Genomic DNA, 23,902 nt, shown 5'->3' with positions numbered 1-23,902 from the left:
CCGTCTGCTCAGGACGCCGCCTGCGCCGACAGCGCAAGCTGGAGTTCGTCCAGCAGGTCCGCCACGCGCATGTGATCCGAAGCGGTTTCGCCGCGAGCGATTTCTTCCAACGCATCGGCGGGCGCTGCCACGGCCGCAGCGTCGACCATCAGGGCCGCGCCCCTGATCCGGTGCGCATGGTGCGCCGCACTCGCGGTGTCGCCCGCGGCAAACGCCCGGCGCAACGCCGCAAGGTCTTCCGCCATGGCCTCGTGAAACTGCGGCGGCAAGGCCGTGCCGGGGCGTTGCGGTGACGACGGCGCTCCACCCAGCCAGAGCTGCAGCATGCTCGACAGTTCGTCCAGCCGCAGCGGCTTCTTGAGCACGCCGTCCATCCCGCTTTCCATGCATTCGTCGAGGTGCGCCGAGTCGGTCGCGGCCGAGATCGCGATCACGGGCAGATGGCCGGCGCCTGCCTCGCGCTCGCGAATACGGATGCGGCGCGTTGCTTCGTAGCCGCTCATCCCGGGCATGTGGCAGTCCATGAGCACCAGCGCAAAAGGATGCGGCGGCGCGAGCGCGGCCAGTGCCGCCGCGCCGTCGGCTTCGATCCGGGCGTCGTAGCCCAGCATGCGCAACTGCTCGGCGATGATGAACTGGTTGCCCGGATGGTCCTCCACGACCAGCACGGTGGCCGCAGGATTGGAAGGCGGCTTGCCATGCGCCGCAGCAGCATCCTTGGACAGTTCTTGTGGGGGCGATACAAGCTTCACCGGCAGGGCGAACTCGACCGAGGTGCCCGCACCAAGACGGCTGGTCAACCGGATCTCGCCACCCATCAACTCGACCAGCTCCTTGCAGATGGTCAGCCCCAGCCCGGTGCCGCCGAAGCGCCGGGTCGTGGAATTGTCGGCCTGCGAATAGGCATCGAAGAGGGTGGCCTGCTGCGAGGGCGCAATGCCGATGCCGGTGTCACTCACCGTGACCGTCAGCAGGCCGTTCATGTCGCCATCGTCCAGAAGCTCCAGCGTCACGTCGATGCGCCCGCGCTCGGTGAACTTCACGGCATTGCCCAGCAGGTTGAGCAGCACCTGCCGCAAGCGCGTGGGGTCGATCAGCACCTGCCGGCCCGACGGGTTGTGCGTGCGCACCGCGATGACCAGCGGCTTGTCCTGCGCGTTCACGCGCGCCACATGCGCCACCTTCTGCGCCAGCGCGTCGACATCGGTGGGCACCAGTTCCAGCGCGAGGCGCCTGGCATCCAGCTTCGAGAGGTCGAGCACATCGTCCAGCAGCGACAGCAGGGCTTCGGCTGCTGCCGAGGCGGTGCGCGTGAAGCGCGTCTGGCGCGCATCCAGCGGCGTGTGCGCCAGCATCTCGATGGAGGCCAACACCGCGTTCATGGGCGTGCGGATCTCGTGGCTCATCACCGCCAGGAAGTTCGACTTGGTGCGCTCGCTCTTCTGTGCGGCGCGCTGCGCCACGCGGGCGCGCCAGGCGAACCAGCCGAGCAGCACGACGCCGCCGAGCAGCAGCAACAGCTGCGGCAGGCGGTAGCGCACGATCGACAGCAGCGAGGGCTCGCCGAAGTCGGTCTGCTCCAGCCACCGGTCGTTCATCTGGCCGGTTTCCGCCGCCGAGAGGCTGGCGAGCGACTTCTCCACGATCGAATGCAGCAGCGGCAGGTCGGCGCGAACGCCCATCTGGGCCACGTACAGGAGATCGCCGATCGTGCCGGAGATGCTCAACTGGCGCGCATGCCTGCGGCGCATCATGGGCAGGAACACCGCGTCGGAGCCGATGGCGGCGTAGGCCTCGCCGGTGATCACCGCATCGAGGCTTTCCATCGGCTCGCTGGTGGGAAGCACGCGCACGCCGGGGTAGCGCTCGGCGAAGACATGGGCGTAGGTGCCTCCGCCGCGCACGGCCGCCACCTTGCCGTCCAGGTCCTTCATGTGCAGGACGAAGGGGGCGTCGGTGCGCGTGACGATGCGCGACTGAGCGAGTCGCTCGTCGACTACGGACGGATGACCCGCGCACAGCTGCTGGAGCGCCAGCCCGACCCCGCCCGGGCCTCGCTGGGCAAGCGCCTCGTGACGCTCACGGCGGTGTGCGCCGAACGCACGGCGGTGGCGCTGTCGTTCCAGGGCGCGACGGCGGACGACTCGGGCTTCCGGTTTGCCGGGAACGGCCGCTTCACCCTGCGGATCGTGCAGGCGCAGCTCGACGGCAAGCCGGTTCGCCTGGCCGGATCGCACGCGGACGCCACGAACTCGGCCCCTTCATCGCTCCTTCGGCCCGGCGACCGGATGTCGCCCATGGACGGCGCGGGCCTGGCCCAGGGCCAGCGCCTGACGGTCCAGCTCGAGATCGAACCCTTCGTGGGAGCCGCCGCCACGCGCGTCGCGGCCGAAAGCACCTGGGAAGGCGCGGGGCGTTTCGAAGTTCTGAGCCGTTAGCCCGTCATCCGGCGCACAGGCCACCCATTCGGTTCGCCCACAAGGCGATTCGACATCCGATCCATCTACCTCTGGAGCGACCCTTGAAGCAGAGCCATTGCACAGCCCCCACCGCCATCCCCTCCACGCTGCGGCTGCCCATCCTGTGGGATGAGCCCGTGTGCGCCACCATTGCAGTGGTCGACCCCGAACTCCGGCCCCGACAGCAGATGGGGCGGGCCATCCGCAGGCTCGGCCATTGGCCGCTGGTCTTCACCAGCGCATTGGAGTTGATGCAGGCGTGCCGTTACCTCCACCTTCGCTTCGACGCCGTGGTCGTGGCCTGCCCGGTGGACGCCGGCGCCGCGGGCGCGCTGATCACCCAGGTGCGGGAGCAAGTGGGCCCAGAGTGCCCCCTGGTCCTGAGCGGCAGCAAGCGCGGTCTGCGCGAGCTGGCGGTCCTGCATGCGCGCGAATCCGACCACGTGGAGGTGACGCCATCTTCGTTCGAAGAGGCGTACCTGCTGATGCGGTGCTTCCTGCAGTGGCACCGGGCACGGGTGGCGGGCCAGTTCGTCGAATGGGGTGCGTTCCGCTTCGACCTGTCCGCGGACAGCGCGCAGGTGGCCGGCGTCCGGGTCGAATTGACGCCCAATGAGTTCGATCTGGCCATCGTGCTGTTCAGGAACGTCGATCAGGTCCTGACCCACCACGCACTGCGCGCGCTGGTCTGGGACAGCGGCCATCGCTGCGGCTCCGGGGTGCTGTCCACGAACGTGTGCGGCCTGCGCCGCAAGCTCGGCCTGGGCGCCGGACGCCATGGGCTGGAGCTGCAGGCCGTTCCGGGGCAGGGCTACCGGCTGAGCACCACGGCCAGCGCGCCGGAAGGGAACAGGCGCCGGCAGCGGGAACCCGTCCGAAGGGCAGGGGAACGCGCGTGGGGGAGCGCAGCCGCTGCGCCGGGTTCGGCCGCCTAGGCGCTTGCCGATGCGGCTTCTGCCGCCGCATCGGCAAGCGCCAGCCCCGATGCCACCGCCGCCAGGATGCCGCGCAGCCAGCGGTGCGCCGGCTCGTGCTGCGAGCGGTCGTGCCACAGCTGGTAGAAGCGCATGCGCGGAAAGCCCTGCGGCGCGGGCACCGCCACCAGCGGCAGCGTGTGCACGAACTGCATCGCGAAATGGCGCGCGGTGGTGAAGACCAGGTCGGTGCCCACCAGCAGGTGCGGCGCCACGGTGAAGTAGGGCACGGCAATGCAGGCCTCGCGCGTCTGGCGCAAGGTGGCCAGGTGCGTCTCGACCACGCCGCGCTGCGAGGCCGCATACGGCGTGGGCACCACGTGGCGCGCCGCGATGTAGCGCTCCATCGTCATGGCGCCCTTGGCGGCCAGCGGGTTGTTCTTGCCCATGAGGCACATCAGGTCGTCCTCGAGCAGCAGCGACAGGTGCAGCCGGTCGGGCGGCTGCGGCCAGTTGCCGATGACGATGTCGAGCTCGCCCTGGGCCAGCGCGCGCTCGTAGTCGTAAGTGACGCTCAGCGGGTGCACCACCAGCCGCGCATGCGGCGCCTCGGCGCGGAACCGCGTGGTCACGTCGGCCAGGAAGCTCATCGCCAGGTAGTCGGGCAGCGCGAGGTGGAAGGTCATCGCGCTGGAGGCGGGCTCGAACTGCTCCGGGCCCGAGAGCATGCGGTCGATCTCGAGCAGCGCGCCGCGTGCGCGGTCGCGCAGCTGCAGCGCCCGCTCGGTGGGCACCATGCCGCTGCGCTCGCGCACCAGGATGGGGTCGGCGAACACCTCGCGCAGCCGGCGCAGGGCGGTGCTGATGGCGGGCTGGGTCTGGTTCATCCGCACTGCCACCCGGGAGACGCTGCGTTCGGCCACCAGGGCGACCAGCACGCGCAGCAGGTAGGTGTCGACGGGGGCGTGGGAGCGTGACATGGCGGCAGGGCGGAGAAAAGAGGCGTTGCCGGCGGCAGCACCATCATGGCAAACCGTTATGTCGCACATTCTAGAGAGCGTGATCCGGGGCCGCGATATCTGCCTACAGTTCGCCACCAGCGGGAACGGCAGCCGCAAGCGGACCCACAGAAGGTCCCAGGCGGTGCGTCCCGTCCACACCTAGAAATGGAGACAACCATGAGCATGGACGCCACGATGGCGCCGGTCCGGGAACACACCGCCACGGCGGAACTGGACGGCATCTACCGCAAGATCATCTTCCGCCTGATTCCCTTCCTGATGCTGCTGTGGGTGCTGGCCTGGATCGACCGGGTCAACATCGGCTTCATCAAGCTGACGATGCTGGACGACCTGAAGTGGAGCGAGGCGGCCTACGGGCTGGGCGCGGGGATCTTCTTCCTGGGCTACTTCTTCTTCGAGGTGCCCAGCAACCTGCTGCTGCAGAAGATCGGCGCCAAGAAGACCATCATGCGCATCACGATCGGCTGGGGCCTGACCTCGATCGCCACGATGTTCGTGAAGAGCACCGAGATGTTCTACCTGCTGCGCTTCCTGCTGGGCGTGTTCGAGGCGGGCTTTTACCCCGGCATCATCCTGTACCTGACCTACTGGTTCCCCGACAGCCGGCGCGCCAAGGCCTTCGGCATGTTCATGTCGGCCTCGGCCTTCGCGGGCGTGATCGGCGGGCCGCTGGCCGGCACCATCATGAACAACATGCATGGCGTGAACGGCTGGGCCGGCTGGCAATGGGTGCTGCTGCTCGAGGGCATTCCCTCGGTGCTGGCCGGCATCGCCACCTACTTCTACCTGACCGACCGGCCCGAGCAGGCCCACTGGCTCACGGCGCGTGAACGCCAGCTGGTGCACGACGACCTGGAACGCGACCGCAAGACCCTGGGCCACCGCGAGCACAGCATGCTGGCCTCGCTGAAGAACGGCAAGTTCTGGCTGCTGATCCTGATCTTCTTCTGCATCATCGCGGCGAACTCGTCGCTCACCTTCTACGGCCCGACGCTGGTGAAAGAGATCGGCTTCACCAACCCGCTGACCGTGGGCTGGATCATGGCCGGCGCCTACCTGTGCGGCGCGGCCGGGATGATCTGGAACGGCTTCCACTCCGACCGCCACCAGGAGTCGCGCTACCACTGCGCGCTGGCCGCGGCGCTGGGTTCGGGGGCCTTGCTGGTGGTGGCGCTGTTCCTGCGCCAGAGTCCGGCTCTGGTGCTGGCCGGCCTCACGCTGGCCATCGTCGGCACCATGAGCGCCATCCCCGTGTTCTGGCAGATGCCCAACCGCTTCCTGGCCGGCACCGCGGCCGCCGGCGGTGTGGCGCTGATCAACTCGATCGCCAACCTCGCGGGCTTCGGCGCGCCGTGGATGCTGGGCCTCATCAAGACCGCCACCGGCAGCCTCGCGCCGGGCCTGTATGTGGTCGCGGCGGTCGAAATCTGCGCCACCGTGCTGATCCTGCTGTTCGTGCCGCGCCTGCACAAGACGCCCGCGCGCTGATTCCTTCCACCCCTTCGTCCGACTGTCTGAATACAAAGGAGATGCTCTCCATGCCTTCCCACGCCCATCGTTTCGATCTCCAGGCGCTCAACGCCATGGACTGCGACGCGTTCGTCGCCGCACTCGGGCCGACTTTCGAGAACTCGCCCTGGGTCGCGCGCTCGGCCTGGTCGCTGCGGCCCTTCGCCACCATCGACGCGCTGCACGAAGCCATGCTCGACGTGGTGCGCCGTGCACCCGACGCCCAGCAGCTGGCCTTCCTGTGCGGCCACCCCGAGCTGGCGGGCCGCGAAGCCCAGGCCGGCACGATGACTGCCGAGTCGGTCGGCGAGCAGGGCAGTGCAGGGCTGAACGCCCTCAGCCGCGAAGAGATGGCCGAGATCCAGCGGCTGAACCGCGTGTACCGCGAGCGGCACGGTTTTCCTTTCATCATCGCGGTGCGGCGCAGCACCAAGGGCCAGATCTTCGAGGCGCTGCGTAGCCGTGCCGCCGAGTCCACCGAAGCCGAGCGCCGCGCGGCGCTGACGCAGATCGGTCTCATCACCCGCGGTCGCATCGACACGCTGCTGGGTGCGTCCACCTTCCAAGGAGCGGTCCATGCCTGAGAAAGAAATTTCCCTGCCCGCACGCCGTCGCTTCGCGCTGTCGGGCCTCGCGCTCGGCGCCGCGGCCCTGGCGCCCCACGGTGCTGTTGCACAAACAACGGCCGCACCCGCCGGCCCGGCCCAGGCCAGCGGCCCGATCGTGCTGCACGGCGTGAGCCCGCGCCTGACCGTGCATGCGCTCGACACCTTCCACGGCGCCGCGGCGACCGGCCTGCGCATCGATTTTTCGGTGCGCGAGGGCGACGGCTTCAAGCTGCTGCGCACCATGACCATGAACGGAAACGGCCGCTCCGACGAGCCGCTCTTGATCGGCGACAGCTACCGCGCCGGCGACTACGAGCTGCTGCTGCACGTGGACGAGTACTTTGCGCGCAAGCAGTCGCGCCTGCCCACGCCGCCGTTCCTGTCGAAGCTGCCGGTGCGCATCCGCGTGGCCAACGTGGCCGAGCGCATCCACCTGCCGATCCAGTTCGGCCCGTGGAGCTACACCTACTCGCGCGGCAGCTGACCCGACGAAGCCCGTTCGTTCCCATCGTCTGCAAGGAGTCTTGTTCTCATGACCGGCATCACCACCCACGTGCTCGACATCACCACCGGCCGCCCGCTCGTCGGGCTGAAGGTCGACCTCTACGACGTGGCGACCACGCCGCCGACGCGCCTGAACAGCACGCGCACCAACGCCGACGGCCGAACCGACGCGCCCATGCTGGCCGCCGCCTCCGCGCGCACCGGACAGTTCGAGCTGCAGTTCCACGTCGGGGACCACTTCAAGGCGGCCGATGCGCTGTCCGACGTGGTGCCCGTGCGCTTCGCCATCGCCGACGCCGCGCAGCACTACCACGTGCCGATGCTGTGCGCCCCCTGGTTTTTTTCCACCTATCGCGGCAGCTGACCGCGGGAGCTTTTGCTGAATGACAACATCCCATGACCCCCACGCAGGCGCGTACCTGCTCGACTCCATCCGCCTCGCCATGGGCAACATCCGCGAGCGCAAGACCTGGCCCTTCGGCGCCGTGATCGCGCGCGACGGCAAGGTCATTGCCACCGCCGTCAACGAGGTGGACGCCCTGTGCGACCCCTCGGCCCACGCCGAGATGCAGGCCGTGCGCGCCGCCGCCAAGGCCCTGAAGAGCACCGACCTGTCGGGCTGCACCGTGTACGCCAGCGGCTACCCGTGCTCGATGTGCCTGACGGCGATGTACCTGTCGGGCGTGAAGGAGGTGTTCTACGCCTACTCGAACGAAGACGGCGAGCCCTTCGACCTGTCGGCCGCACGCGGCTACGTCGAGATCGCCCGGCCGCTGGAGCAGCGCGAGATGAAGCTGCATTCGCTGCCGGTGCGCGATGAGGCCGATGAGGACTTGTACGAGGCGTGGCGCAAGGTGGCGCAGCCGGCGGGTTGACCCACAAGAAAGCCCCGCACCGCCCCCGACGCTAGGGGCGGGCGGGCAGCTTCCCGGCCGGAATCCGCAGCTCGTCGAGGAAGCGGCGCGCGGCAATCGACAGCGTCGACTTCTGCCGCCGGATCACGTGGATGCGGTGCACCGTGGCGCCGATGTCGGCGATAGCGCAGGCCTTGAGCCCCCATTCCTGCGCGATGCGGGCCGCGTAGCCGGGCAGCACGACCACCCCCGCACCCGCACGCACCAGCCCGAGCGCGGCGGTGAGCGTGCCGACCTCGATGGCGCTGGGCAGCGCGATGCCCTGGCGCGCCACGATGTCGTCGATGGTGCGCCGCACCGTGTACACGTTGCGCAGGCTGATGTGCTCCCAGCGCGCCAGCTCCTTCCACGGGACCTTCTTCTTCGTGGCCATCGGGTGGTCCGCGCGCACCACGGCGAACATCGAATCCTCGAACGCGACCTCGGTGTCGGCGCCGGCAATCTCGTGGTCGATCGCGCCCAGGCCGAAGTCGACCCGGCCGGCCAGGACGCTCGCGACGGTCTCGTCGGTCGAGAGTTCGTGCAGGTCGAACTGCACGCCGGGGTAGCGCCTGCGGTAGTCGGCGATCAGCGGGGCCAGCAGGCCGTAGACCATCATCGGTGAGGCAGCGATGCCGACGCGCCCGCGCTGCAGGTCGGCAAGCTCGGCCACGCTGCGCGCCGCCGAGCGCATGGTCGCGATGATCTCCACCGCGAAGGGATGGAACTCCACGGCCTGCGCATTGGGCTGCACGCGCCGCGTGGTGCGGTCGAACAGCGCGAACCCCAGCTGCGTCTCGAGTTCGGCGACCACCTTGCTCACGGCCGACTGCGTCATGTGGCGCTGGGTGGCGGCCGCGGTGAAGCTGCGCGTGTCGAACAGCGCCAGGAAAACCTCGAGCTGCCGGATGGTGATATTCATTCCAAAGAGGACTTGGTTTATTCGAATAATTCCATTGTTGCATCAATGAGGGCTGCCTACGATCAGGCGCAATCCCATCACCGACCCGCCTGCACCATGGAAACCTCCACCGAATCCCGCCCTTGCTGCCATGTCGATGTCGATGCCGAAGGCGTCGCCAGCGTGCAGTTCGACAACGGCCGCCTCAACCTGCTGACCGCCGAGGCCGCCGCCATCTATACCGAGACGCTGCACGAGTTGCAGTGGCGCGACGACATCCGCCTCATGATCCTGCGCGGGCGCCCCACGGCCTTCGTGGGCGGGGCCGACATCAAGTTCCTCAAGGACGCGAAGCACCGCGATATCGATGCCTACATCAAGGGCGTGTTCGCGCTGTGCGAGCAGCTGCGCGCCTTGCCGTTTCCCACCATGTCGGTCGTGTCGGGCTACTGCCTGGGTGCCGGCATGGAGGTCGCGACCGTGTGCGACCTGAAGATCGCCGCGAAGGACGCGCGCTTCGGCATGCCCGAGGTCAAGCTCGGCGTGCCCTCGGTCATTCATGGTGCGCTGCTGCCCGGCCTGATCGGTTGGGGCCGCACGCGCGACCTGCTGCTGTCGGGCCGCATGATCGACGCCGACACGGCCTGCAGCTGGGGCCTCATCACCGCGACGGCGCCCGCCGAATCGCTCGAAGACGAAGTGTCCACCTGGCGCCATGAATTGCTGTCGGGCGCGCCGCAGGCCCTGCGCAACCAGAAGGCGCTGATCCGCAGCTGGGAACGCATGCCCACGCAGGACGCCATCGCCGTCGGTGTCGAAGCGCTGGTGCGCGCCTACGACACGAGCGAACCCAAGGACTACATCGAGGCCTTCCTGCGCGCGAGAAAGCGCGGCTGAAGCAGCCTCTCAAGGAGACACAGACACATGACAACGATCTCGAAATTCGTGCGCGCCGCCTCCCTCGGGCTGGCGCTGGCCTCGGGGCTGTCCGCGGCCGTGGCGTCCACGTACCCCGACCGCCCCGTGACGCTGGTCGTGCCCTTCACGGCCGGCGGCATGACCGACGTGCTGGCCCGCCAGCTGTCGCGCAGGATGCAGGACGAGCTCAAGCAGCCCGCGGTGGTCGAGAACCGCGTAGGCGCGGGCGGCATCATCGGCGCCGAGCGCGTCGCCAAGTCGCGCCCGGACGGCCACACGCTGCTCATCACGACGACGGCGCATGTCGTCAACCCGGCCATCACCAAGCAGCTGCCGTATGACACCGAGAAGGACTTCGTGCCCGTGGCCCTGCTGGCGCGCACGCCGAACGTGCTGGTGGTCCATCCCTCGGTGCCCGCGAAGAACCTGCAGGAGCTGATCGCGTTCGCGAAGAAGAGCGGCGGCGTGTCCTACGGCTCGTCGGGCACCGGCGGCACGACGCACCTGTCGGGCGAACTCCTGGCGGCCCGCACGGGCGCGCCGTTCCTGCATGTTCCGTACAAGGGCACGGCGCTGGCGGTGAACGACGTGCTGGGCGGCCAGATCCACGCGGCCTTCGTCGATGCGCTCACGGCGGTGAAGTACGTCGAGAGCCAGAAGCTGCGCGCGATCGCCGTGTCGACCGCGCAGCGCAACCCCTCGCTGCCCGATGTGCCCACCATCGCCGAGCAGGGCGTGCCCGGCTACGAGACCGAGATCTGGATCGGCTTGTATGCGCCGCGCGGCACGCCACCCGCGATCGTGCAGCAGCTCAACCGCATCGCCATCGGCGCGATGAGCGAGCCGGCATTCAAGGAAACGCTGGCAAGTCAGGGCACGGCGCCAGGCACGATGGATGCCGTGGCCTTCGCGGCCTACGTGAAGCGCGAGATCGCCAAGTGGCAGGCCATCGTGCGCGACGCGCGCATCGAGCCGCAATGAAGGAGGGCGGCGTGACGACGATGGCACTGCCTCTCTCGGGTGTCCGCATCCTCGATCTGACGAGCGTCATCATGGGGCCGTACGCCACGCAGATGCTCGCGGAGTACGGCGCCGACGTCATCAAGGTCGAGCCGCCCGAGGGCGACATCATGCGCGGCATGGGGCCCGTGCGCGAAGAGGGCATGGGGCCGGTCTTTCTCAATCTGAACCGCGGCAAGCGCAGCCTGTGCCTCGACCTGAAGGCGCCCGAAGCGGCCGACACGCTGCTGCGCGCGGTGGCCACGGCCGACGTGTTCATCACCAACATGCGCCAGGGCGCGCTCGCACGCCTCGGGCTGGGCTGGGAGGATCTGAAGCGACACCACCCGAAGCTGATCTACGTCTTCCTGTCGGGCTTCGCGCAGGACGGCCCGTACGCGGGTCGCCCCGCGTACGACGATCTGATCCAGGGCATGGTGGGCCTGCCCGCACTCGTGGCCGCCGCCGGCGACGGCGAGCCGCAGTACCTGCCGCTGAACATCGCCGACAAGACCATGGGCCTCTTCGCCGCGCAGACCGTGCTGGCCGCGCTGCTGCAGCGCAGCCGGGACGAAGCGCACGCGCAGGGACAGTTCATCGAAGTGCCGATGTTCGAGACCATGGCGAACTTCGTGCTGCTCGATCACATGGCCGGCGCGAGCTTCGAGCCGGCGCTGGGCCAGCCCGGCAACCCGAGGCTGCTGTCGCGCTACCGCAAGCCCTACCGCACACAGGACGGATGGCTGAGCACGCTGCTGTACACCGACAAGCACTGGAAAAGCTTCCTGCGGCTGGTGGGGCAGGAGGCGCTGTGGCATGGCGACGCGCGCTTTCGCACCATGGCCAGCCGCACGCAGCACATCGATGCGGTGTATGCCTTCGTGGAGCAGCACATCGCGCAGCATCCGACGGCGCACTGGCTGGACGTCCTGTTGGCGGCCGACATTCCGGTGGCGCGCATTCCCAGCGTCGAGGCCCTCATCCGCGAACTGCGCGACAGCGAAAGCGGCCCGGTGCGGGACTATGCCGACGCGCGCGGCCACACCTACGTCGGCCTGGAGCCGGCAGCGCGCTGGCTGCATGCGCAGCCAGTGGCGGGGAGGGCGGCGCCCCGGCTCGGCGAGCACACGGAGGAGCTGCTGCGGGAGCTGTCGGCAGCGCAGACGGGCTGACACTGCGTGCCATACTGCCCGCGTGTTCACGTGGCGCAGCAGCCATCGAGGAGAAAGACGCACATGGTCCAGCAGGCCAAGCGCAGCGCAACCACCGTCGGGGCCATCCTCGCCTCGGCGCGACAGCTGTTCATCGAGCGGGGGTTCGCGGCCGTCAGCATCGACGACATCGCGGCCGGTGCAGGGATCGCCAAGGGCGGTCTGTATCACCACTTTCGCGCCAAGCACGATGTCTTCGAGGCCGTGCTCGATGCGGTGCAGGCTGAGCTCGCAGCGGAGCTCGGCACGCGCATCCAGCGCATCGAAGGGCACCGCTCGCCCCACACCATCGCGACCAACCTGCGCATCTACCTCGAAGCGGCCACGCAGGAAGGCCTGCGCCAGCTGATCCTGGTCGACGGGCCCGTGGTGCTCGGCTGGGAGCGCTGGCGCGGCATCGACGACCGCCACTTCATGGACTCGATCCGCACCGGGCTGGTGGCCATCATGCCGGCGGGCACGCCGCCCGAAGAGATCGAAGCCGCGACGCGGCTCATCGCCGGCGCGGTGGCCGAAGCGGCGCTGGCCTGCGGGGCGGCGCCAGACCCGTTAGCCGCCGTGCAGCTGCACTGCCGGTTGCTCGAAACCATGCTGTGCGGGCTGCAGCAACACGGGTCGGGTTCGCACCCGGATTGACAAACCGACTGTGAGTCGGTAAATTTTCTCCATCGCATCCGATGGAGACAGACATGGCGTTTCCTGGCAAGACCGATCCCGCCGACCCCGCCCAGGGCACCGAAGCGTTGTTCGCGCGGTACCACGTCGGATGGGAAACACGCGACCCCGACCGCATCGCGTCGCTGCACTCCGAAGACACGACCTACTGGCTGCACGACGGCTCCGCGCCGGTGTGCGGGCGCGAGGCACTGCGCCAGTACTGCGTCGGCGTGTTCGCCCGCTATCCCTTCAGTTTCGAGCTGCGGCGCAGCCTGTTCGGCGCGCGGCACTGGGTGCTGGAGTGGGTGATGGTGCTGCCGCTGAACGACACGGCCGGGCAGCCGTTCACCGCGCGCGTCGAGATGCTCGACGTGGTCGACGTCAACGACGCCGGCGAGGTGACGCGCAAGGACGTCTACATGAACGGCGCCCAGTCGCAGGCCGCCTTTGCACGCGCGGGCATCGCGCCCGGCCAGCCGTAGCCGTCTCGTTCTTGAAGCATCGCTCCCGCCTCCGGCACGCCGGAAGCGGGCAGGGCGCTGCCGCGCCCGATCGACCGACGGTTACCACCTACCAGGAGCACGCCATGCACACTCGCCCGCATCACACGTTCTGGCCTCGGCGCCTGCCGCGCGCCTTGCACGCGGCGCGCACGCCGCTGTGGGACAACCTCGCGGTCAATGCCCGCCGCTTTCCCGACAAGGCGGCGCTCATCTTCATGGGCCGCACGATGAGCTACGCGCAGCTGTGGGCCGCCGTCGAGCGCCTGTCGGCCGGCCTGCATGCGCTGGGCGTGCGCCCCGGCGACCGCGTGCTGCTGGCGGTGCAGAACTGCCCGCAGCTGGTGATCGCGCATTTCGCGATCCTGCGCGCCGATGCCGTGGTGGTGCCGGTCAACCCGATGAACCGCGCCGAGGAGCTCAAGCATTTCATCGTCGATCCCGACGCGCAGGTGGCGATCGCGACGGCAGACCTAGCGGTCGAGCTCGCGAAAGCCAGCGATGCCTTGCCGCAGGCGCAGCAGCTGCGCCACCTCGTCGTGACCCAGTTCACCGATGCCTTCGACCCGGCCGCGCTGTCGGAACAGGACATGCCGGCGGCCTGGACACCATGGCTGCTGCCGCGGCGCGAACTGCCGACGCTGGCCGGTGGCGCGGTGCATGCGTGGTCCGACTGCCTGGCCTGCGAACAAGCGCCGCCCGTGGCCAGCGCCGATGCGGACGCACTGGCCCTGTTGCCCTACACCAGCGGCACGACCGGCCAGCCCAAGGGCTGCATGCTCAGCCACGCGAACGCGATGCACAACGCGATGGCCATCAACGCCTGGGGCAACGTGACGCCGCAGAGCATCCACCTCGTGGCCGTGCCGATGTTCCACATCACCGGCATGGTCGGCGTCATGCACGCGGCGATGCAGGTGGGCGCCACGGCCGTGCTGATGCCGCGCTGGGACCGCGAGCTGGCGGGGCGGCTGATCGCCACGCACCAGGTCACGCACTGGGCCAACATCCCGACCATGGTCATCGACCTCTTGGCCAGCCCGAACGTGGCGCGCTTCGACCTGTCGAGCCTGGTCGCCATCGGCGGCGGCGGGGCGGCGATGCCGCAGGCGGTGGCGCAGCGGCTGTTCGAGCAGTACGGCCTGCGGTATGTCGAGGCCTACGGCCTCACCGAAACCGCGGCACCCTCGCACTACAACCCGCCCGACGCGCCTAAGCTGCAGTGCCTGGGCATCCCGTTCATGAGCACCGACGCGCGCGTGATCGACCCCGACACGGGCCGCGAGGTTACGCCGGGAGCGCAGGGAGAGATCGTGATCCACGGGCCGCAGGTCTTCGCGGGCTACTGGAAGCGGCCGGCGGACACCGAGGCCGCCTTCGTCGAGATCGACGGCAAGCGGTTCTTCCGCTCCGGCGACATGGGGCATGTGGACGGGGAGGGCTACTTCTTCGTCACCGACCGGCTCAAGCGGATGATCAACGCGAGCGGCTTCAAGGTCTGGCCGGCCGAGGTGGAAGCGCTGATGTTCCGCCACCCGGCCATCCAGGAGGCCTGCGTGATCGCGACCCGGGACGCCTACCGCGGCGAATCGGTCAAGGCGCTGGTGGTGCTCAAGCCTGCGCAAGCGCCTGTGAGCGCGCAGGACATCATCGACTGGTGCGCCGCGAACATGGCGGCGTACAAGGCGCCGCGCGTGGTGCAGTTCGTCGACGCGCTGCCCAAGAGCGGCAGCGGCAAGGTGATGTGGCGCGCGTTGCAGGAAGCAGAGGCCACGTCAACGTGAACCCGACGGGCCCGGGCGAACGACGACCGGCGCATGCTGCGCCATGAGCCCGGCGACCCACTCGATGAACGCGCGCAGCTTGGCGCTCACATGCCGGTTTGGCGCGAACGCCACGTACAGCGGCATCGGATCGAGCTGCCAGTCTTCGAACAGCGGCACCAGTTCGCCGCGCGCCCGGTGCGGCGCGGCCATGTAGTCCGGCAGCCAGAGGATGCCCAGGCCCGCCAGCCCCGCTGCGAGGTAGGCATTGCCGTCGTCGACCGAGAGCACGTAGCGGCCCTGCACGTCGACGCGCTCGCCGCCCCGGCGCACGGCGTACGGAAAGGTCTTGCCGTGGCGCGACCACAGGAAGCCGACGATGCGGTGGTGCGTCTCTTCCAGCTCGCGCGGATGTGTTGGCGCGCCGGCCAGCTCGAGATAGCTCGGTGCTGCATAAACCCCGAGCTGCAGGTCGCCCACGCGACGGGCCATGAGCGAGGGGTCGGTGAGCTCGCCGCCGCGCACGACGCAATCGACGTTCTCGCCGATCACATCGACCATGCGGTCGCTCACGCCCATGTCGAGCTGGATGTCGGGGTAGCGCGCATGGAAGGCCGGCAGCGCGGGCACCAGGATCATGCGGGCCAGCGGGCTGGGCACGTCGACCCGCAGACGGCCGCGGGGCAGGGCGGCGGCGCCCGACAGGCTGGTCTCGGCATCGTCCAGGTCGGCCAGCAGCCGCACCGCACGCTCGTAGTACGCCGCGCCATCGGCCGTGACGTTCACCTTGCGCGTCGTGCGATTGAGCAGCTTCACGCGCAGCCGCGCCTCCAACTGCTGCACGAGCTGGGTCACGCTGGTCTTGCTCATGTGCAGCGTGTCGGCGGCTTTGGTGAAGCTGCCGGCTTCCACCACGCGGGTGAAGGCCTGCATTGCATCGAAACGGTCCATGGGAGGGCTCCTGCGCGGCGATTGTTTGGGATCTGCAAACAGTGATTGTTGGCATTGCCCGTTTATCGATGGCGCGTGGCTTTCTAAAGTCCCTGCATCGTCCTCACTCACCGCAGAAAGAAAGCATCCCATGGCCTCACGCGACGTGGTTTTTCCACCCGGGCGCCAAGCGCTCTATGAACGCAACCGCTATTCACCAGCCGTCCGCTCCAACGGCTTCCTGTTCGTGTCGGGGCAGGTCGGCAGCCGCGAAGACGGCTCGCCTGAACCTGAACTGGAGGCGCAGGTGCGGCGCGCGTTCGACAACCTGAACGCCATCCTGAAAGCCGCGGGCTGCACCTTCGACGACGTGGTCGACGTGACGGTCTTCATCGTCGATCCGGAGTCGAACTTCGAAACGATCTGGAAGCTGGTGCCCGAATACTGGGGCGAAGCGCCGCACCCGACGCTGACCGGGATCGGCGTGACGTGGCTCTATGGCTTCCAGTTCGAGATCAAGGTGATTGCGAAGCTGCCGGATGGGAGCATGCTGAGCTGATCCGACTCTGGGCTACTTCGCTCTGGCCTGAAATGAGGGGCTGGGCGAAGTGCGAAGGCCGGAAGGGCATTGGGCTCGGGTCGAGGACTGCCAAGGCTCTCTGGTTCACAGCGGCAAACGGTCCGCACCCAAACAAGTCATTTAACATAATGCACATTGTGTTCAAAATGAGCCACTGCTTCTGCTGGCGATCGAGCAAGGAAGGATCGACCGCTCGTTCTTCCTTTCTGTTGGCAGCCGCGGCCTCTTTGGTGGTACTCGCGTTGGTCGCACCCGTCTATCTTCTCGGGCTTAGTCTGGCGAGCCTTGCCTCGCTCGCGAACGGCGTGAACCCGTTTTCATCCGGTGTGTTCGCAGATCCAGCAATTTGGATCCCGCTGTTCGGAACGAGCGGCCTCGCGGGTCTCATGCTGCTGGTCGCGACCTCCAGAAAAACGGTGATCGCCTTCAGCTTCGATTCGGAAACCAGGCAGCTCAGCTATGTCGAGACGGCGCCACTGCGAAAGCCGCGCACCACCGTGGTCCCGTTTGAGTCCATTCGCTCAGTGACCCCCACGGCGCTCACCAGCTATGCCACGGCGGGCTATCTGAGCGTGATCACGCGCGTGCCAGGACAGGATGAGAAGTCCCTATGGCTGGGCAACGATATTCCGGTGGAGAGCCTTCAGGCGCACTGCGCATGGTTGTCCAGATACCTGGGCGACCGTGTTCAACCTCTGCTGCGTCAGGATTGCTGAGGCCCGCGGGCTCTCACCATTTCCCATCCTTCGGCACCGCCTTCACCCCATTCGCCTTCGCATCCCCAGCCGCCTTGATCAGCTCCGCAGACTCGGCCCGGTTCGCCTTCACCGCGAAATCGACAGCGGTCATGCCAAGCTGGTTCTTCATCGCCGTGTCCGCGCCTTCGGCCAATAGCAGCTTCACGGCATCGTTCGATCCGTACATCGCGGCCATCATCAGCGGCGTCGTGCCGTTGGGCGACTGGGCGTCGATGAAGGCGTGGTTCTCGAGCAGCAGCTTCATGATCGACAGTTGCCCGCTGCTGGCGGCGTAATGCAGCGGTGCCCAGCCGGTCTTGTTGACGGCGGCGTCGCGTTTGAGCAGTTGTACGACCAGGTCTTGCTGGCCCTTGATCGACGCGAGCATCAGCGGCGTCTCGTCCTTGGCGTTGGCCAGGTCGACGTTGAGTTGCGGCGACTCCATCAGCACCTGGATGACCTTCGGCGACGGCTCGCGCAGCGCGAGCATCAAGCCGGTCTGGCCGTGTTCGTCGCGCGTGTTCGGGTCGAAACCGCGGTTCAGCAGGGTGCGCACACCGCTGGCGTTGTCGCCGCGCACGGCACGGAAAAAGTCTTCGAACGAACCGGCATGCGTTGCAAAAGATGCAGCCATGACAACAAGATATATCGACTTCTTAAAGTAATTTTTCATAATTTGACTTCCCTGAACAATGTTTCGAAGTTGTCGCTTGTCGCCTTGGCGATGTCCTCTACGGGCATTTGTCGCAGTTCGGCGATCTGTTGTGCCACGAAGGGCACGTACGACGGGTTGTTGGTCTTACCTCGGTACGGCACGGGCGCCAGGTAGGGGCTGTCGGTCTCGATCAGCATGCGGTCCAGCGGCACGAAGGCCGCCACGTCGCGCAGGTCCTGGGCTTTCTTGAAGGTCAGGATGCCCGAAAAGGAGATGTAGAAACCCAGGTCGAGCGCGGCGCGCGCCACCTCGGCGGTTTCGGTGAAGCAATGGAACACGCCGCCGGCCGCCCTGCCCGTGCCGTCTTCGCCCTCCTCCTTGAGGATGGCCAGCGTGTCGGCCGAGGCGTCACGCGTGTGGATGATCAGCGGCTTGCGGGTCTGCTGCGCGGCGCGGATGTGCACGCGGAAGCGGTCGCGCTGCCACTCCATGTCGGCGATGCTGCGACCGCCCTTGCGTTCTTCCATCTGGTAGTAGTCGAGGCCCGTCTCGCCGATGGCCACGACACGCGGACGCGCCGACAGGCGCACCAGGTCTTCCACGGTGGGCTCGGCGATGTCCTCGTTGTCGGGGTGCACGCCCACGCTGGCCCAGAAGTTGTCGTAGCTGGCGGCCAGGGCCTGCACGTCGTCGAATTCCTCGAGCTTGGTGCAGATGCACAGCGCCCGGTCGACCTTGGCGGCGGCCATGGCGGCGCGGATCTGGGGCATCTGGTCCGCGAATTCGGGGAAGGTCAGGTGGCAGTGGGAGTCGGTGAACATCGGAAAGGATGAAGTGCGGCGCGCCTGTGGGAGATCGCGCCGTGTCCGGAGTTCCGCGTCACGGGGACGGCGGCGGAGAAAGAACTCAGATGGTCTGGGTCGGGCGGTCGGAGGCCATGGAACCACCGAGCGCGGCTTCGATGCGCGCCTTCAGCTGGCGCGACTTCTCATCCGAGGGAAAGCGCACGCCGACGCCCGGCGCCCGGTTGCCGGCAGCGCGGGCCGGCGTGATCCAGGCGACCTTGCCGGCGACTGGGTAGCGCTGCGGATCTTCGGGCAGCGTGAGCAGCACGTAGACGTCGTCGCCCAGCCGGTACTCGCGCGTGGTCGGAATGAAGATGCCGCCCTCGGCAAACAGCGGGATGTAGGCCGCGTAGAGCGCGCCCTTTTCCTTGATGGCGAGCTGGATGACGCTCGGCCGGGCGGGCGTGGCAGACGAAGCGGCGGGAGCGACAGGTTGGTTCATGGGCGGCGAGCGGCAGAGTTTAGGGTGCTTCGCGCCTCGCTCACAAGCGCTTCGAGCATGAGGCCGGCGTTGAACGGGTGCTCGGCGGTCCGCGCGGCGGCGGCGAGCGACTTCGACCAGCGCGCCAGCGCCAGCTTGTGCGGGGCCGGCGGCAGGTCGGCCGCGTCGAAGAATCGGGGTTCGGCGCCGTGGCCCACGGCCATCAGGTCGTGGCAGAGCTTTTGCAGCGAGACGACGGCCTGGGCCGGCGCCTGGTCGGCCAGCGCGCCCACGTCGCCACGCGACACGGCCTTGGGCAGCAGCGACCACGCCTTGGGCGACTGGCCCGAGCGCGCCAGCCGCAGCGCATCGCTGGGCCGTCCGCCCGCGGCACGCAGCAGTTGCGCGGCGTCGGCGGCCGGCACGTCCTGCGCCACCAGCCAGGCCTCGGCCTCGGCGGTTTCGGGCCACGGCAGCGTGAAGCCCAGGCAGCGGCTGCGGATGGTCGGCAGCAGCTGCCACGCAGCTTCGCTGGCAAGCACGAAGCGCACGTCGCCGACGGGTTCCTCGAGCGTCTTGAGCAGCGCGTTGGCGGTGATGGTGTTCATGCGCTCGGCCGGATACACGAGCACGACCTTGCCGCGACCGCGCGCGCTGGTGCGCTGCGCAAAGCCGACCGCATCGCGCATGGCTTCGACGCGGATCTCGCGGCTGGCCTTGCGCTTCTTGTCGTCGATGTCGGACTGCGCCTTTTCGTCAAGCGGCCAGCCCAGTTCCTGCATCGCGACCTCGGGCATCAGCACGCACAGATCGGCGTGGGTGCGGACCTCGATGGCGTGGCAGCTCGCGCAGTGGCCGCAGGCGGCACCGCCCTCCTCCACCGGCTGTTCGCACAACCAGGCGGCGGCGAGCGCCAGCGCGAGTTCGTACTGGCCGATGCCCGACGGGCCTTGCAGCAGCCAGGCATGGCCGCGCTGGCGCAGTAGCTCGGCCAAGGGCTGGCGCAGCCACGGGGTCAGCGTGTTCACCGGCTCGCTCATTGGGCCGCTCCCTGCACCGGCGACAGCACGCCACGCGCCACCAGCGCCGTGTCGATCTGTTGCCAGACCTGGTCGCGGGCCTGGCTCGCGTCGATGCGCACGAAGCGCGACGCATCGGCGGCGGCGCGGTCTGCATAGCCCTGCGCCACGCGGCGGAAGAACTCGACGGGCTGGGCCTCGAACTTGTCGGGCACGCGCGCACCGGCCAGACGCTGGGCGGCGATCTCGGGGGCCAGGTCGAACCACACGGTCACTTGGGGCTGCAGCAGTTGCGACGCCGGCACACCGGCCCGGCCCGCCTGCACCCACTGTTCGAGGGTCGACAGCACGGCGGTGTCGAAGCCGCGTCCCGCGCCCTGGTAGGCAAAGGTGGCGTCGGTGAAACGGTCGCACAGCACGACCTCGCCACGCGCCAGCGCCGGTTCGATGACCTGGGCGATGTGGTCGCAGCGCGCCGCAAACACCAGCAGCGATTCGGTCAGCGGGTTCATCGGCTGTTCGAGCACCAGCCCGCGCAGCGTCTCGGCCAGCGGCGTGCCGCCGGGTTCGCGCGTGCGCACCACGGTGCGGCCCTGTGCCTTGAAGCGGGCTTCCAGCGCGTCGAGGTGGCTCGACTTGCCCGCGCCGTCGATGCCTTCCAGCGTCAGAAACAGACCGGTGTCACTCATTGGGTCGCCTTGGGTTGGGGGCTGCCACCGCCTCGCTGGTAGCGGTTGACCGCGCGGTTGTGGTCGTCGAGCGAGCTGCTGAACTGGCTCGTGCCGTCGCCGCGCGAGACGAAGTACAGCGACTTGCTCTGCGCCGGCTGAACGGCCGCCAGCAGCGCGGCCTTGCCGGGCATGGCGATCGGCGTGGGCGGCAGGCCGCCTCGGGTGTAGGTGTTCCAGGGCGTGTCGGTCTGCAGGTCGCGCTTGCGCAGGTTGCCGTCGAAGGCGGTGCCCATGCCGTAGATCACGGTCGGGTCGGTCTGCAGCGGCATGCCGATGCGCAGCCGGTTGGTGAAGACGGCGGCAATCTCCGCACGGTCGTTGGCCTTGCCTGTCTCCTTTTCGACAATGCTGGCCAGAATAAGCGCCTCATCGGCCGATTTGAGCGGCAAATCGGCCGCGCGCGCTGCCCAGGCAGCCTCGAGCTTCTTGTCCATGGCCCGCATGGCGCGCTGCAGCAGCGCGATGTCGGTCGAGCCCTTCGAATAGGTGTAGGTGTCCGGGAAGAAGCGGCCTTCGGGGTGCAGGCCCGGCTTGCCCAGCGCAGCCATCAGCGCGTCTTCGCTCATGCCCACGCTGTCGGGCTTGAGCTGCTCGGCCTTGGCGAGCGCGGCGCGCACCTGGCGGATGTTCCAGCCTTCGACCAGCACCACGCTGCGCGTGGCTTCCTCGCCGCGCACCAGGATGTTGAGCAGCAGCTTGGGCGTGATACCGCGTTCCAGTTCGTAACTGCCGGCGCGCATCTGGCGGTCTTGCCCCGAGACGCGGAACCACAGGTACAACAGCTGCGGCTGCACGTCGACGCCGGTGTCGGCCACGGCCTGCGCAATGCCGCGCGGCGTGGTGCCGGGCTCCACGGACAGGTCGACGCTGGGCGTCGGCAACTTGAGCGGCTGGTGCACCCACCAGAGACCGGCGCCGCCGAGCGCCAGGACGGCCAGGGCCACGAGCAGGAAGAGCGTGAGGAAGAAGCTGCGCACGAATCCGAGGAAAAGACGGAGGAAGAAAAAGGGCTGGCAAGCAGATGGACACCGACCCGCGGGAACGGCCGGCCCCGTCGCTGCGACGGGGAATCCCTGCCGCCCCGAAGGAACAGGCACGGCCATGATAATTCAGCGATGACCACAGTCGTTCTCAACGGGGTGAGCACCCTGCCCCACCTCGGCGTGATCCGCGCCGAAGGCCCCGATGCCGCCAGCTTTCTGCACGGCCAGCTCACGCAGGATTTTTCTCTGCTCGGCGCCACCGAAGCCCGCCTGGCGGCGCTCTGCACGGCCAAGGGCCGCGTGATCGCCAGCTTCATCGGCATCCGTCCGCAACCCGAACTCATCCTGCTGGTGTGCAGCCGCGACATCCTGGCGGCCACGCTCAAGCGCCTGTCGATGTACGTGCTGCGCGCCAAGGTCAAGCTGACCGACGCCACCGAGCAGTTCGCGCTGCACGGCGTGGCCGGCACGGCCCTGACCGCCAACGGCCTCGACGCGGCCCTGCCGCCCGGTCGCCGCACGGCCATCGGCGAAGACATCAGCGTGGTGTCGCTGTACCCGGCCGACGGCGTGCCGCGCGCGCTGTGGATCGCGCCGGCCGACCAGAAGGCGCCCGTGGGCCCGACGCTCGACGCCGCGCTGTGGCCCTGGAGCGAGGTGCGCAGCGGCATCGTCACGCTGACCACGCCGGTGATCGAGGCCTTCGTGCCGCAGATGATCAACTACGAGTCGGTGGGCGGCGTGAACTTCAAGAAGGGCTGCTACCCCGGCCAGGAAATCGTGGCGCGCAGCCAGTTCCGCGGCACGCTCAAGCGCCGCACCTACCTCGCGCAGACCGACGCCCCGCTGGCCGCGGGCCAGGAGGTGTTCGCCGCCAACGACGCCGAACAGCCCGTGGGCACCGTGGCGCAGGCCGCGCCCGCGCCCGATGGCGGCTGGTCGGCGCTCATCTCGATCCAGATCGCCGCGCTCGAGGCCGGCGGCCTGCACGCGGGGGCGCCCGGTGGACCGGCGCTGTCGGTCGAGCCGCTGCCCTATCCGCTGCTCGAAGACATCTGATTTCCCCTGCGTCCCTGCCTTCTTTCCGGGGGCGCTTGGCGCTGTCTCACCGACAGCGCCATTTTTTTGCGCGACGCTTAACCCCGTTCGCGAGGCCTCGCCGTAGAAGCCTGCATCGATCCACTCCTGGCAAGGAAGCCACCATGATGCAGCGCAGACTTCTCCTCACCACCGTCCTGGCCCTGACCGCGCTGTCGGCGGGGGCGGAAAGCCCGATGCGGCCGTACCCCTCCGGTGCCAGCCGCATCGGCGGCCTGATGAACATCAGCATCGTCGACCGCACGAGCGGCGCCGAGCTGCCGATCTACCGCCACCGCGGCGAGTACTGGGTGGCTGGCCGTCCCGGCGCGCGCTATGCGATCCGCGCACGCAACGCGATGGGCGAACGCATCATGGCCGTGATGTCGGTGGACGGCGTCAACGTCGTCACCGGCGAAACCGCCGGCGTCGGCCAGAACGGCTATGTGTTCGGCCCGCGCGAGCGCAGCGACATCGCGGGCTGGCGCAAGAGCGATTCGCAGATCGCAGCCTTCGAATTCGCCGCCGCAGGCAATTCCTACGCGAGCCGCACGGGCCGCCCCGACGACGTGGGCGTGATCGGCGTCGCGATGTTCCGCGAACGCCGGCCGGAACCGCCGCCGCCGGTCGTGACGCCCTATCCGTCGCGCGACGAGTACAGCGGCGGCAACAGCAGCCGCGAACGGCGCAGCGAGGCACCGCCGGCACCGTCGTCGATGGGCGATGCGCGCGCCAAGGCGGCCCCACCCGCAGGCAGCGCCGGCAACGCCGACATGGCCGCCGAGTCGTCCGCCAGCGCCATGGCCCGCCAGTCGGCGCCCAGCCCGAGCCTGGGCACGGCCCACGGACGGCGCGAGACCTCGTACGTCGGCAAGACGACCTTCGAGCGCGCCAGTTCGCAGCCCGACGAGGTGATCCGCATCCGCTACGACAGCCGCGAGAACCTGGTCGCCGCGGGCGTCATTCCGGTGCCGCAGCGCTGGCCGCGCCCGTCGGGCCCGTCGCCTTTCCCGGGCTCGGACCCCGGCTACGTGCCGGACCCGCCGGCCCGCTATTGATTGAAGGC

General features: G+C 68.6%; 27 protein-coding genes. 17 read left to right on the top strand and 10 right to left on the bottom strand.

The features are described 5' to 3' along the window. Nucleotides 1–8: 8 nt before the first annotated feature. The gene (locus AC07YS_RS00510; protein ID WP_495267175.1) at nt 9–1,934 is read right to left on the bottom strand and encodes an ATP-binding protein; all 1,926 of its coding nucleotides are present in this window, start codon (nt 1,932–1,934) and stop codon (nt 9–11) included. On the opposite strand from AC07YS_RS00510, the gene AC07YS_RS00505 reads away from it, so the two are divergent. Further along, complete coding sequence (locus tag AC07YS_RS00505) at nt 1,935–2,438, top strand: DUF1120 domain-containing protein (RefSeq protein ID WP_495267174.1); 504 nt, start codon at nt 1,935–1,937, stop codon at nt 2,436–2,438. Nucleotides 2,439–2,521: 83 nt separating this feature from the next. Further along, a complete protein-coding gene (locus AC07YS_RS00500) occupies nt 2,522–3,394 on the top strand; it encodes a winged helix-turn-helix transcriptional regulator (protein ID WP_495267173.1) in 873 nt (290 codons plus the stop codon). Here AC07YS_RS00500 and AC07YS_RS00495 read toward each other — a convergent pair. Next, nucleotides 3,391–4,353 carry a LysR family transcriptional regulator gene (locus AC07YS_RS00495; protein ID WP_495267172.1) on the bottom strand — a complete coding sequence of 321 codons (963 nt, stop codon included), beginning with the start codon at nt 4,351–4,353 and terminating at the stop codon, nt 3,391–3,393. The two genes, AC07YS_RS00500 and AC07YS_RS00495, sit on opposite strands and share 4 nt — an antisense overlap. A gap of 198 nt (nt 4,354–4,551) precedes the next feature. Here AC07YS_RS00495 and AC07YS_RS00490 point away from each other — a divergent pair, with 198 nt between their 5' ends. Genes AC07YS_RS00490 through AC07YS_RS00470 form a run of 5 tightly spaced genes read left to right on the top strand, consistent with a single transcriptional unit; the run spans nt 4,552 to nt 7,891 of the window. Further along, nucleotides 4,552–5,883 (top strand): MFS transporter, encoded by a 1,332-nt coding sequence (locus tag AC07YS_RS00490; RefSeq protein WP_070060608.1) that lies wholly within the window; start codon nt 4,552–4,554, stop codon nt 5,881–5,883. A 50-nt stretch (nt 5,884–5,933) separates the two neighbouring features. Further along, a complete protein-coding gene (gene uraD, locus AC07YS_RS00485) occupies nt 5,934–6,488 on the top strand; it encodes a 2-oxo-4-hydroxy-4-carboxy-5-ureidoimidazoline decarboxylase (RefSeq protein ID WP_495267171.1) in 555 nt (184 codons plus the stop codon). After that, nucleotides 6,481–6,996, top strand: a complete 516-nt coding sequence (locus AC07YS_RS00480; RefSeq protein ID WP_495267170.1) for a hydroxyisourate hydrolase — start codon at nt 6,481–6,483, stop codon at nt 6,994–6,996. Before uraD ends, AC07YS_RS00480 begins: the two co-directional genes overlap by 8 nt. 48 nt (nt 6,997–7,044) lie before the next feature. Next, nucleotides 7,045–7,380 (top strand): hydroxyisourate hydrolase, encoded by a 336-nt coding sequence (uraH, locus tag AC07YS_RS00475; RefSeq protein ID WP_062472877.1) that lies wholly within the window; start codon nt 7,045–7,047, stop codon nt 7,378–7,380. Nucleotides 7,381–7,399: 19 nt separating this feature from the next. Further along, nucleotides 7,400–7,891, top strand: a complete 492-nt coding sequence (locus AC07YS_RS00470; RefSeq protein WP_095947648.1) for a nucleoside deaminase — start codon at nt 7,400–7,402, stop codon at nt 7,889–7,891. A gap of 31 nt (nt 7,892–7,922) precedes the next feature. Here the strand turns inward: AC07YS_RS00470 and AC07YS_RS00465 are convergent, their stop codons facing one another. Next, complete coding sequence (locus AC07YS_RS00465; RefSeq protein WP_495267169.1) at nt 7,923–8,831, bottom strand: LysR family transcriptional regulator; 909 nt, start codon at nt 8,829–8,831, stop codon at nt 7,923–7,925. A gap of 96 nt (nt 8,832–8,927) precedes the next feature. Between AC07YS_RS00465 and AC07YS_RS00460 the strand changes: the two genes are divergently transcribed. The 6 genes from AC07YS_RS00460 (at nt 8,928) to AC07YS_RS00435 (ending at nt 14,879) form a co-directional block, all read left to right on the top strand. Then, nucleotides 8,928–9,707: an enoyl-CoA hydratase-related protein gene (locus AC07YS_RS00460; protein ID WP_495267168.1), complete on the top strand. Its 780-nt coding sequence runs from the start codon at nt 8,928–8,930 to the stop codon at nt 9,705–9,707. A gap of 27 nt (nt 9,708–9,734) precedes the next feature. Beyond that, the gene (locus tag AC07YS_RS00455) at nt 9,735–10,709 is read left to right on the top strand and encodes a Bug family tripartite tricarboxylate transporter substrate binding protein (protein ID WP_495267167.1); all 975 of its coding nucleotides are present in this window, start codon (nt 9,735–9,737) and stop codon (nt 10,707–10,709) included. A gap of 20 nt (nt 10,710–10,729) precedes the next feature. Then, nucleotides 10,730–11,899 (top strand): CaiB/BaiF CoA transferase family protein, encoded by a 1,170-nt coding sequence (locus AC07YS_RS00450; RefSeq protein ID WP_495267264.1) that lies wholly within the window; start codon nt 10,730–10,732, stop codon nt 11,897–11,899. Nucleotides 11,900–11,962: 63 nt separating this feature from the next. Beyond that, nucleotides 11,963–12,574 carry a TetR/AcrR family transcriptional regulator gene (locus AC07YS_RS00445; RefSeq protein ID WP_159271845.1) on the top strand — a complete coding sequence of 204 codons (612 nt, stop codon included), beginning with the start codon at nt 11,963–11,965 and terminating at the stop codon, nt 12,572–12,574. A 53-nt stretch (nt 12,575–12,627) separates the two neighbouring features. Next, nucleotides 12,628–13,077: a nuclear transport factor 2 family protein gene (locus AC07YS_RS00440; RefSeq protein ID WP_159271844.1), complete on the top strand. Its 450-nt coding sequence runs from the start codon at nt 12,628–12,630 to the stop codon at nt 13,075–13,077. Between the two features lie 104 nt (nt 13,078–13,181). Beyond that, complete coding sequence (locus AC07YS_RS00435; RefSeq protein WP_495267166.1) at nt 13,182–14,879, top strand: long-chain fatty acid--CoA ligase; 1,698 nt, start codon at nt 13,182–13,184, stop codon at nt 14,877–14,879. On the opposite strand, the gene AC07YS_RS00430 is transcribed toward AC07YS_RS00435, so the two are convergent. After that, the gene (locus AC07YS_RS00430; RefSeq protein WP_495267165.1) at nt 14,871–15,809 is read right to left on the bottom strand and encodes a LysR family transcriptional regulator; all 939 of its coding nucleotides are present in this window, start codon (nt 15,807–15,809) and stop codon (nt 14,871–14,873) included. The genes AC07YS_RS00435 and AC07YS_RS00430 overlap by 9 nt on opposite strands. A gap of 130 nt (nt 15,810–15,939) precedes the next feature. Here AC07YS_RS00430 and AC07YS_RS00425 point away from each other — a divergent pair, with 130 nt between their 5' ends. Then, complete coding sequence (locus AC07YS_RS00425) at nt 15,940–16,347, top strand: RidA family protein (RefSeq protein WP_492726684.1); 408 nt, start codon at nt 15,940–15,942, stop codon at nt 16,345–16,347. 149 nt (nt 16,348–16,496) lie between these two features. Then, nucleotides 16,497–17,084, top strand: a complete 588-nt coding sequence (locus AC07YS_RS00420; protein WP_495267164.1) for a hypothetical protein — start codon at nt 16,497–16,499, stop codon at nt 17,082–17,084. 13 nt (nt 17,085–17,097) lie between these two features. Here AC07YS_RS00420 and AC07YS_RS00415 read toward each other — a convergent pair whose 3' ends face one another. From AC07YS_RS00415 to mltG, 6 genes are all read right to left on the bottom strand, one after another. Then, nucleotides 17,098–17,778, bottom strand: coding sequence for an ankyrin repeat domain-containing protein (locus tag AC07YS_RS00415; protein WP_495267163.1), 681 nt, complete (start codon nt 17,776–17,778; stop codon nt 17,098–17,100). After that, a complete protein-coding gene (locus AC07YS_RS00410) occupies nt 17,775–18,581 on the bottom strand; it encodes a TatD family hydrolase (RefSeq protein ID WP_495267162.1) in 807 nt (268 codons plus the stop codon). Before AC07YS_RS00410 ends, AC07YS_RS00415 begins: the two co-directional genes overlap by 4 nt. Before the next feature lie 85 nt (nt 18,582–18,666). Then, nucleotides 18,667–19,047 (bottom strand): PilZ domain-containing protein, encoded by a 381-nt coding sequence (locus AC07YS_RS00405; protein ID WP_495267161.1) that lies wholly within the window; start codon nt 19,045–19,047, stop codon nt 18,667–18,669. Continuing rightward, nucleotides 19,044–20,066, bottom strand: a complete 1,023-nt coding sequence (locus tag AC07YS_RS00400; protein ID WP_095947640.1) for a DNA polymerase III delta subunit-related protein — start codon at nt 20,064–20,066, stop codon at nt 19,044–19,046. Before AC07YS_RS00400 ends, AC07YS_RS00405 begins: the two co-directional genes overlap by 4 nt. Then, complete coding sequence (tmk, locus tag AC07YS_RS00395; protein WP_495267160.1) at nt 20,063–20,734, bottom strand: dTMP kinase; 672 nt, start codon at nt 20,732–20,734, stop codon at nt 20,063–20,065. The genes AC07YS_RS00400 and tmk overlap by 4 nt, the downstream gene beginning before the upstream one ends. Beyond that, nucleotides 20,731–21,753 carry an endolytic transglycosylase MltG gene (gene mltG / locus AC07YS_RS00390; protein ID WP_495267159.1) on the bottom strand — a complete coding sequence of 341 codons (1,023 nt, stop codon included), beginning with the start codon at nt 21,751–21,753 and terminating at the stop codon, nt 20,731–20,733. The genes tmk and mltG overlap by 4 nt, the downstream gene beginning before the upstream one ends. Nucleotides 21,754–21,891: 138 nt before the next feature. On the opposite strand from mltG, the gene ygfZ reads away from it, so the two are divergent. Beyond that, complete coding sequence (ygfZ, locus tag AC07YS_RS00385; protein WP_070060618.1) at nt 21,892–22,818, top strand: CAF17-like 4Fe-4S cluster assembly/insertion protein YgfZ; 927 nt, start codon at nt 21,892–21,894, stop codon at nt 22,816–22,818. Nucleotides 22,819–22,964: 146 nt separating this feature from the next. Beyond that, nucleotides 22,965–23,894 carry a hypothetical protein gene (locus AC07YS_RS00380; protein WP_390349914.1) on the top strand — a complete coding sequence of 310 codons (930 nt, stop codon included), beginning with the start codon at nt 22,965–22,967 and terminating at the stop codon, nt 23,892–23,894. Nucleotides 23,895–23,902: the final 8 nt, after the last annotated feature.

It is taken from the genome of Variovorax sp. GW458-11-26-14-LB1 (assembly GCF_059423965.1).
Note: the sequence above shows the minus strand (reverse complement) of the source record. Positions and strands in the feature narration are given on the sequence as shown.

Bases quoted from the DNA above. Each gene is read 5' to 3' on its own strand.
- ygfZ (WP_070060618.1), top strand. From the start codon at position 21,892: ATGACCACAGTCGTTCTCAACGGGGTGAGCACCCTGCCCCACCTCGGC.
- AC07YS_RS00445 (WP_159271845.1), top strand. From the start codon at position 11,963: ATGGTCCAGCAGGCCAAGCGCAGCGCAACCACCGTCGGGGCCATCCTC.
- uraH (WP_062472877.1), top strand. From the start codon at position 7,045: ATGACCGGCATCACCACCCACGTGCTCGACATCACCACCGGCCGCCCG.
- AC07YS_RS00425 (WP_492726684.1), top strand. From the start codon at position 15,940: ATGGCCTCACGCGACGTGGTTTTTCCACCCGGGCGCCAAGCGCTCTAT.
- AC07YS_RS00405 (WP_495267161.1), bottom strand. From the start codon at position 19,047: ATGAACCAACCTGTCGCTCCCGCCGCTTCGTCTGCCACGCCCGCCCGG.
- AC07YS_RS00495 (WP_495267172.1), bottom strand. From the start codon at position 4,353: ATGTCACGCTCCCACGCCCCCGTCGACACCTACCTGCTGCGCGTGCTG.
- tmk (WP_495267160.1), bottom strand. From the start codon at position 20,734: ATGAGTGACACCGGTCTGTTTCTGACGCTGGAAGGCATCGACGGCGCG.
- AC07YS_RS00435 (WP_495267166.1), top strand. From the start codon at position 13,182: ATGCACACTCGCCCGCATCACACGTTCTGGCCTCGGCGCCTGCCGCGC.
- AC07YS_RS00490 (WP_070060608.1), top strand. From the start codon at position 4,552: ATGAGCATGGACGCCACGATGGCGCCGGTCCGGGAACACACCGCCACG.
- AC07YS_RS00480 (WP_495267170.1), top strand. From the start codon at position 6,481: ATGCCTGAGAAAGAAATTTCCCTGCCCGCACGCCGTCGCTTCGCGCTG.
- AC07YS_RS00455 (WP_495267167.1), top strand. From the start codon at position 9,735: ATGACAACGATCTCGAAATTCGTGCGCGCCGCCTCCCTCGGGCTGGCG.
- AC07YS_RS00430 (WP_495267165.1), bottom strand. From the start codon at position 15,809: ATGGACCGTTTCGATGCAATGCAGGCCTTCACCCGCGTGGTGGAAGCC.
- AC07YS_RS00440 (WP_159271844.1), top strand. From the start codon at position 12,628: ATGGCGTTTCCTGGCAAGACCGATCCCGCCGACCCCGCCCAGGGCACC.
- AC07YS_RS00420 (WP_495267164.1), top strand. From the start codon at position 16,497: ATGCACATTGTGTTCAAAATGAGCCACTGCTTCTGCTGGCGATCGAGC.
- AC07YS_RS00470 (WP_095947648.1), top strand. From the start codon at position 7,400: ATGACAACATCCCATGACCCCCACGCAGGCGCGTACCTGCTCGACTCC.
- AC07YS_RS00465 (WP_495267169.1), bottom strand. From the start codon at position 8,831: ATGAATATCACCATCCGGCAGCTCGAGGTTTTCCTGGCGCTGTTCGAC.
- uraD (WP_495267171.1), top strand. From the start codon at position 5,934: ATGCCTTCCCACGCCCATCGTTTCGATCTCCAGGCGCTCAACGCCATG.
- AC07YS_RS00415 (WP_495267163.1), bottom strand. From the start codon at position 17,778: ATGAAAAATTACTTTAAGAAGTCGATATATCTTGTTGTCATGGCTGCA.
- AC07YS_RS00450 (WP_495267264.1), top strand. From the start codon at position 10,730: ATGGCACTGCCTCTCTCGGGTGTCCGCATCCTCGATCTGACGAGCGTC.
- AC07YS_RS00400 (WP_095947640.1), bottom strand. From the start codon at position 20,066: ATGAGCGAGCCGGTGAACACGCTGACCCCGTGGCTGCGCCAGCCCTTG.
- AC07YS_RS00510 (WP_495267175.1), bottom strand. From the start codon at position 1,934: ATGAAGGACCTGGACGGCAAGGTGGCGGCCGTGCGCGGCGGAGGCACC.
- AC07YS_RS00460 (WP_495267168.1), top strand. From the start codon at position 8,928: ATGGAAACCTCCACCGAATCCCGCCCTTGCTGCCATGTCGATGTCGAT.
- AC07YS_RS00380 (WP_390349914.1), top strand. From the start codon at position 22,965: ATGCAGCGCAGACTTCTCCTCACCACCGTCCTGGCCCTGACCGCGCTG.
- AC07YS_RS00410 (WP_495267162.1), bottom strand. From the start codon at position 18,581: ATGTTCACCGACTCCCACTGCCACCTGACCTTCCCCGAATTCGCGGAC.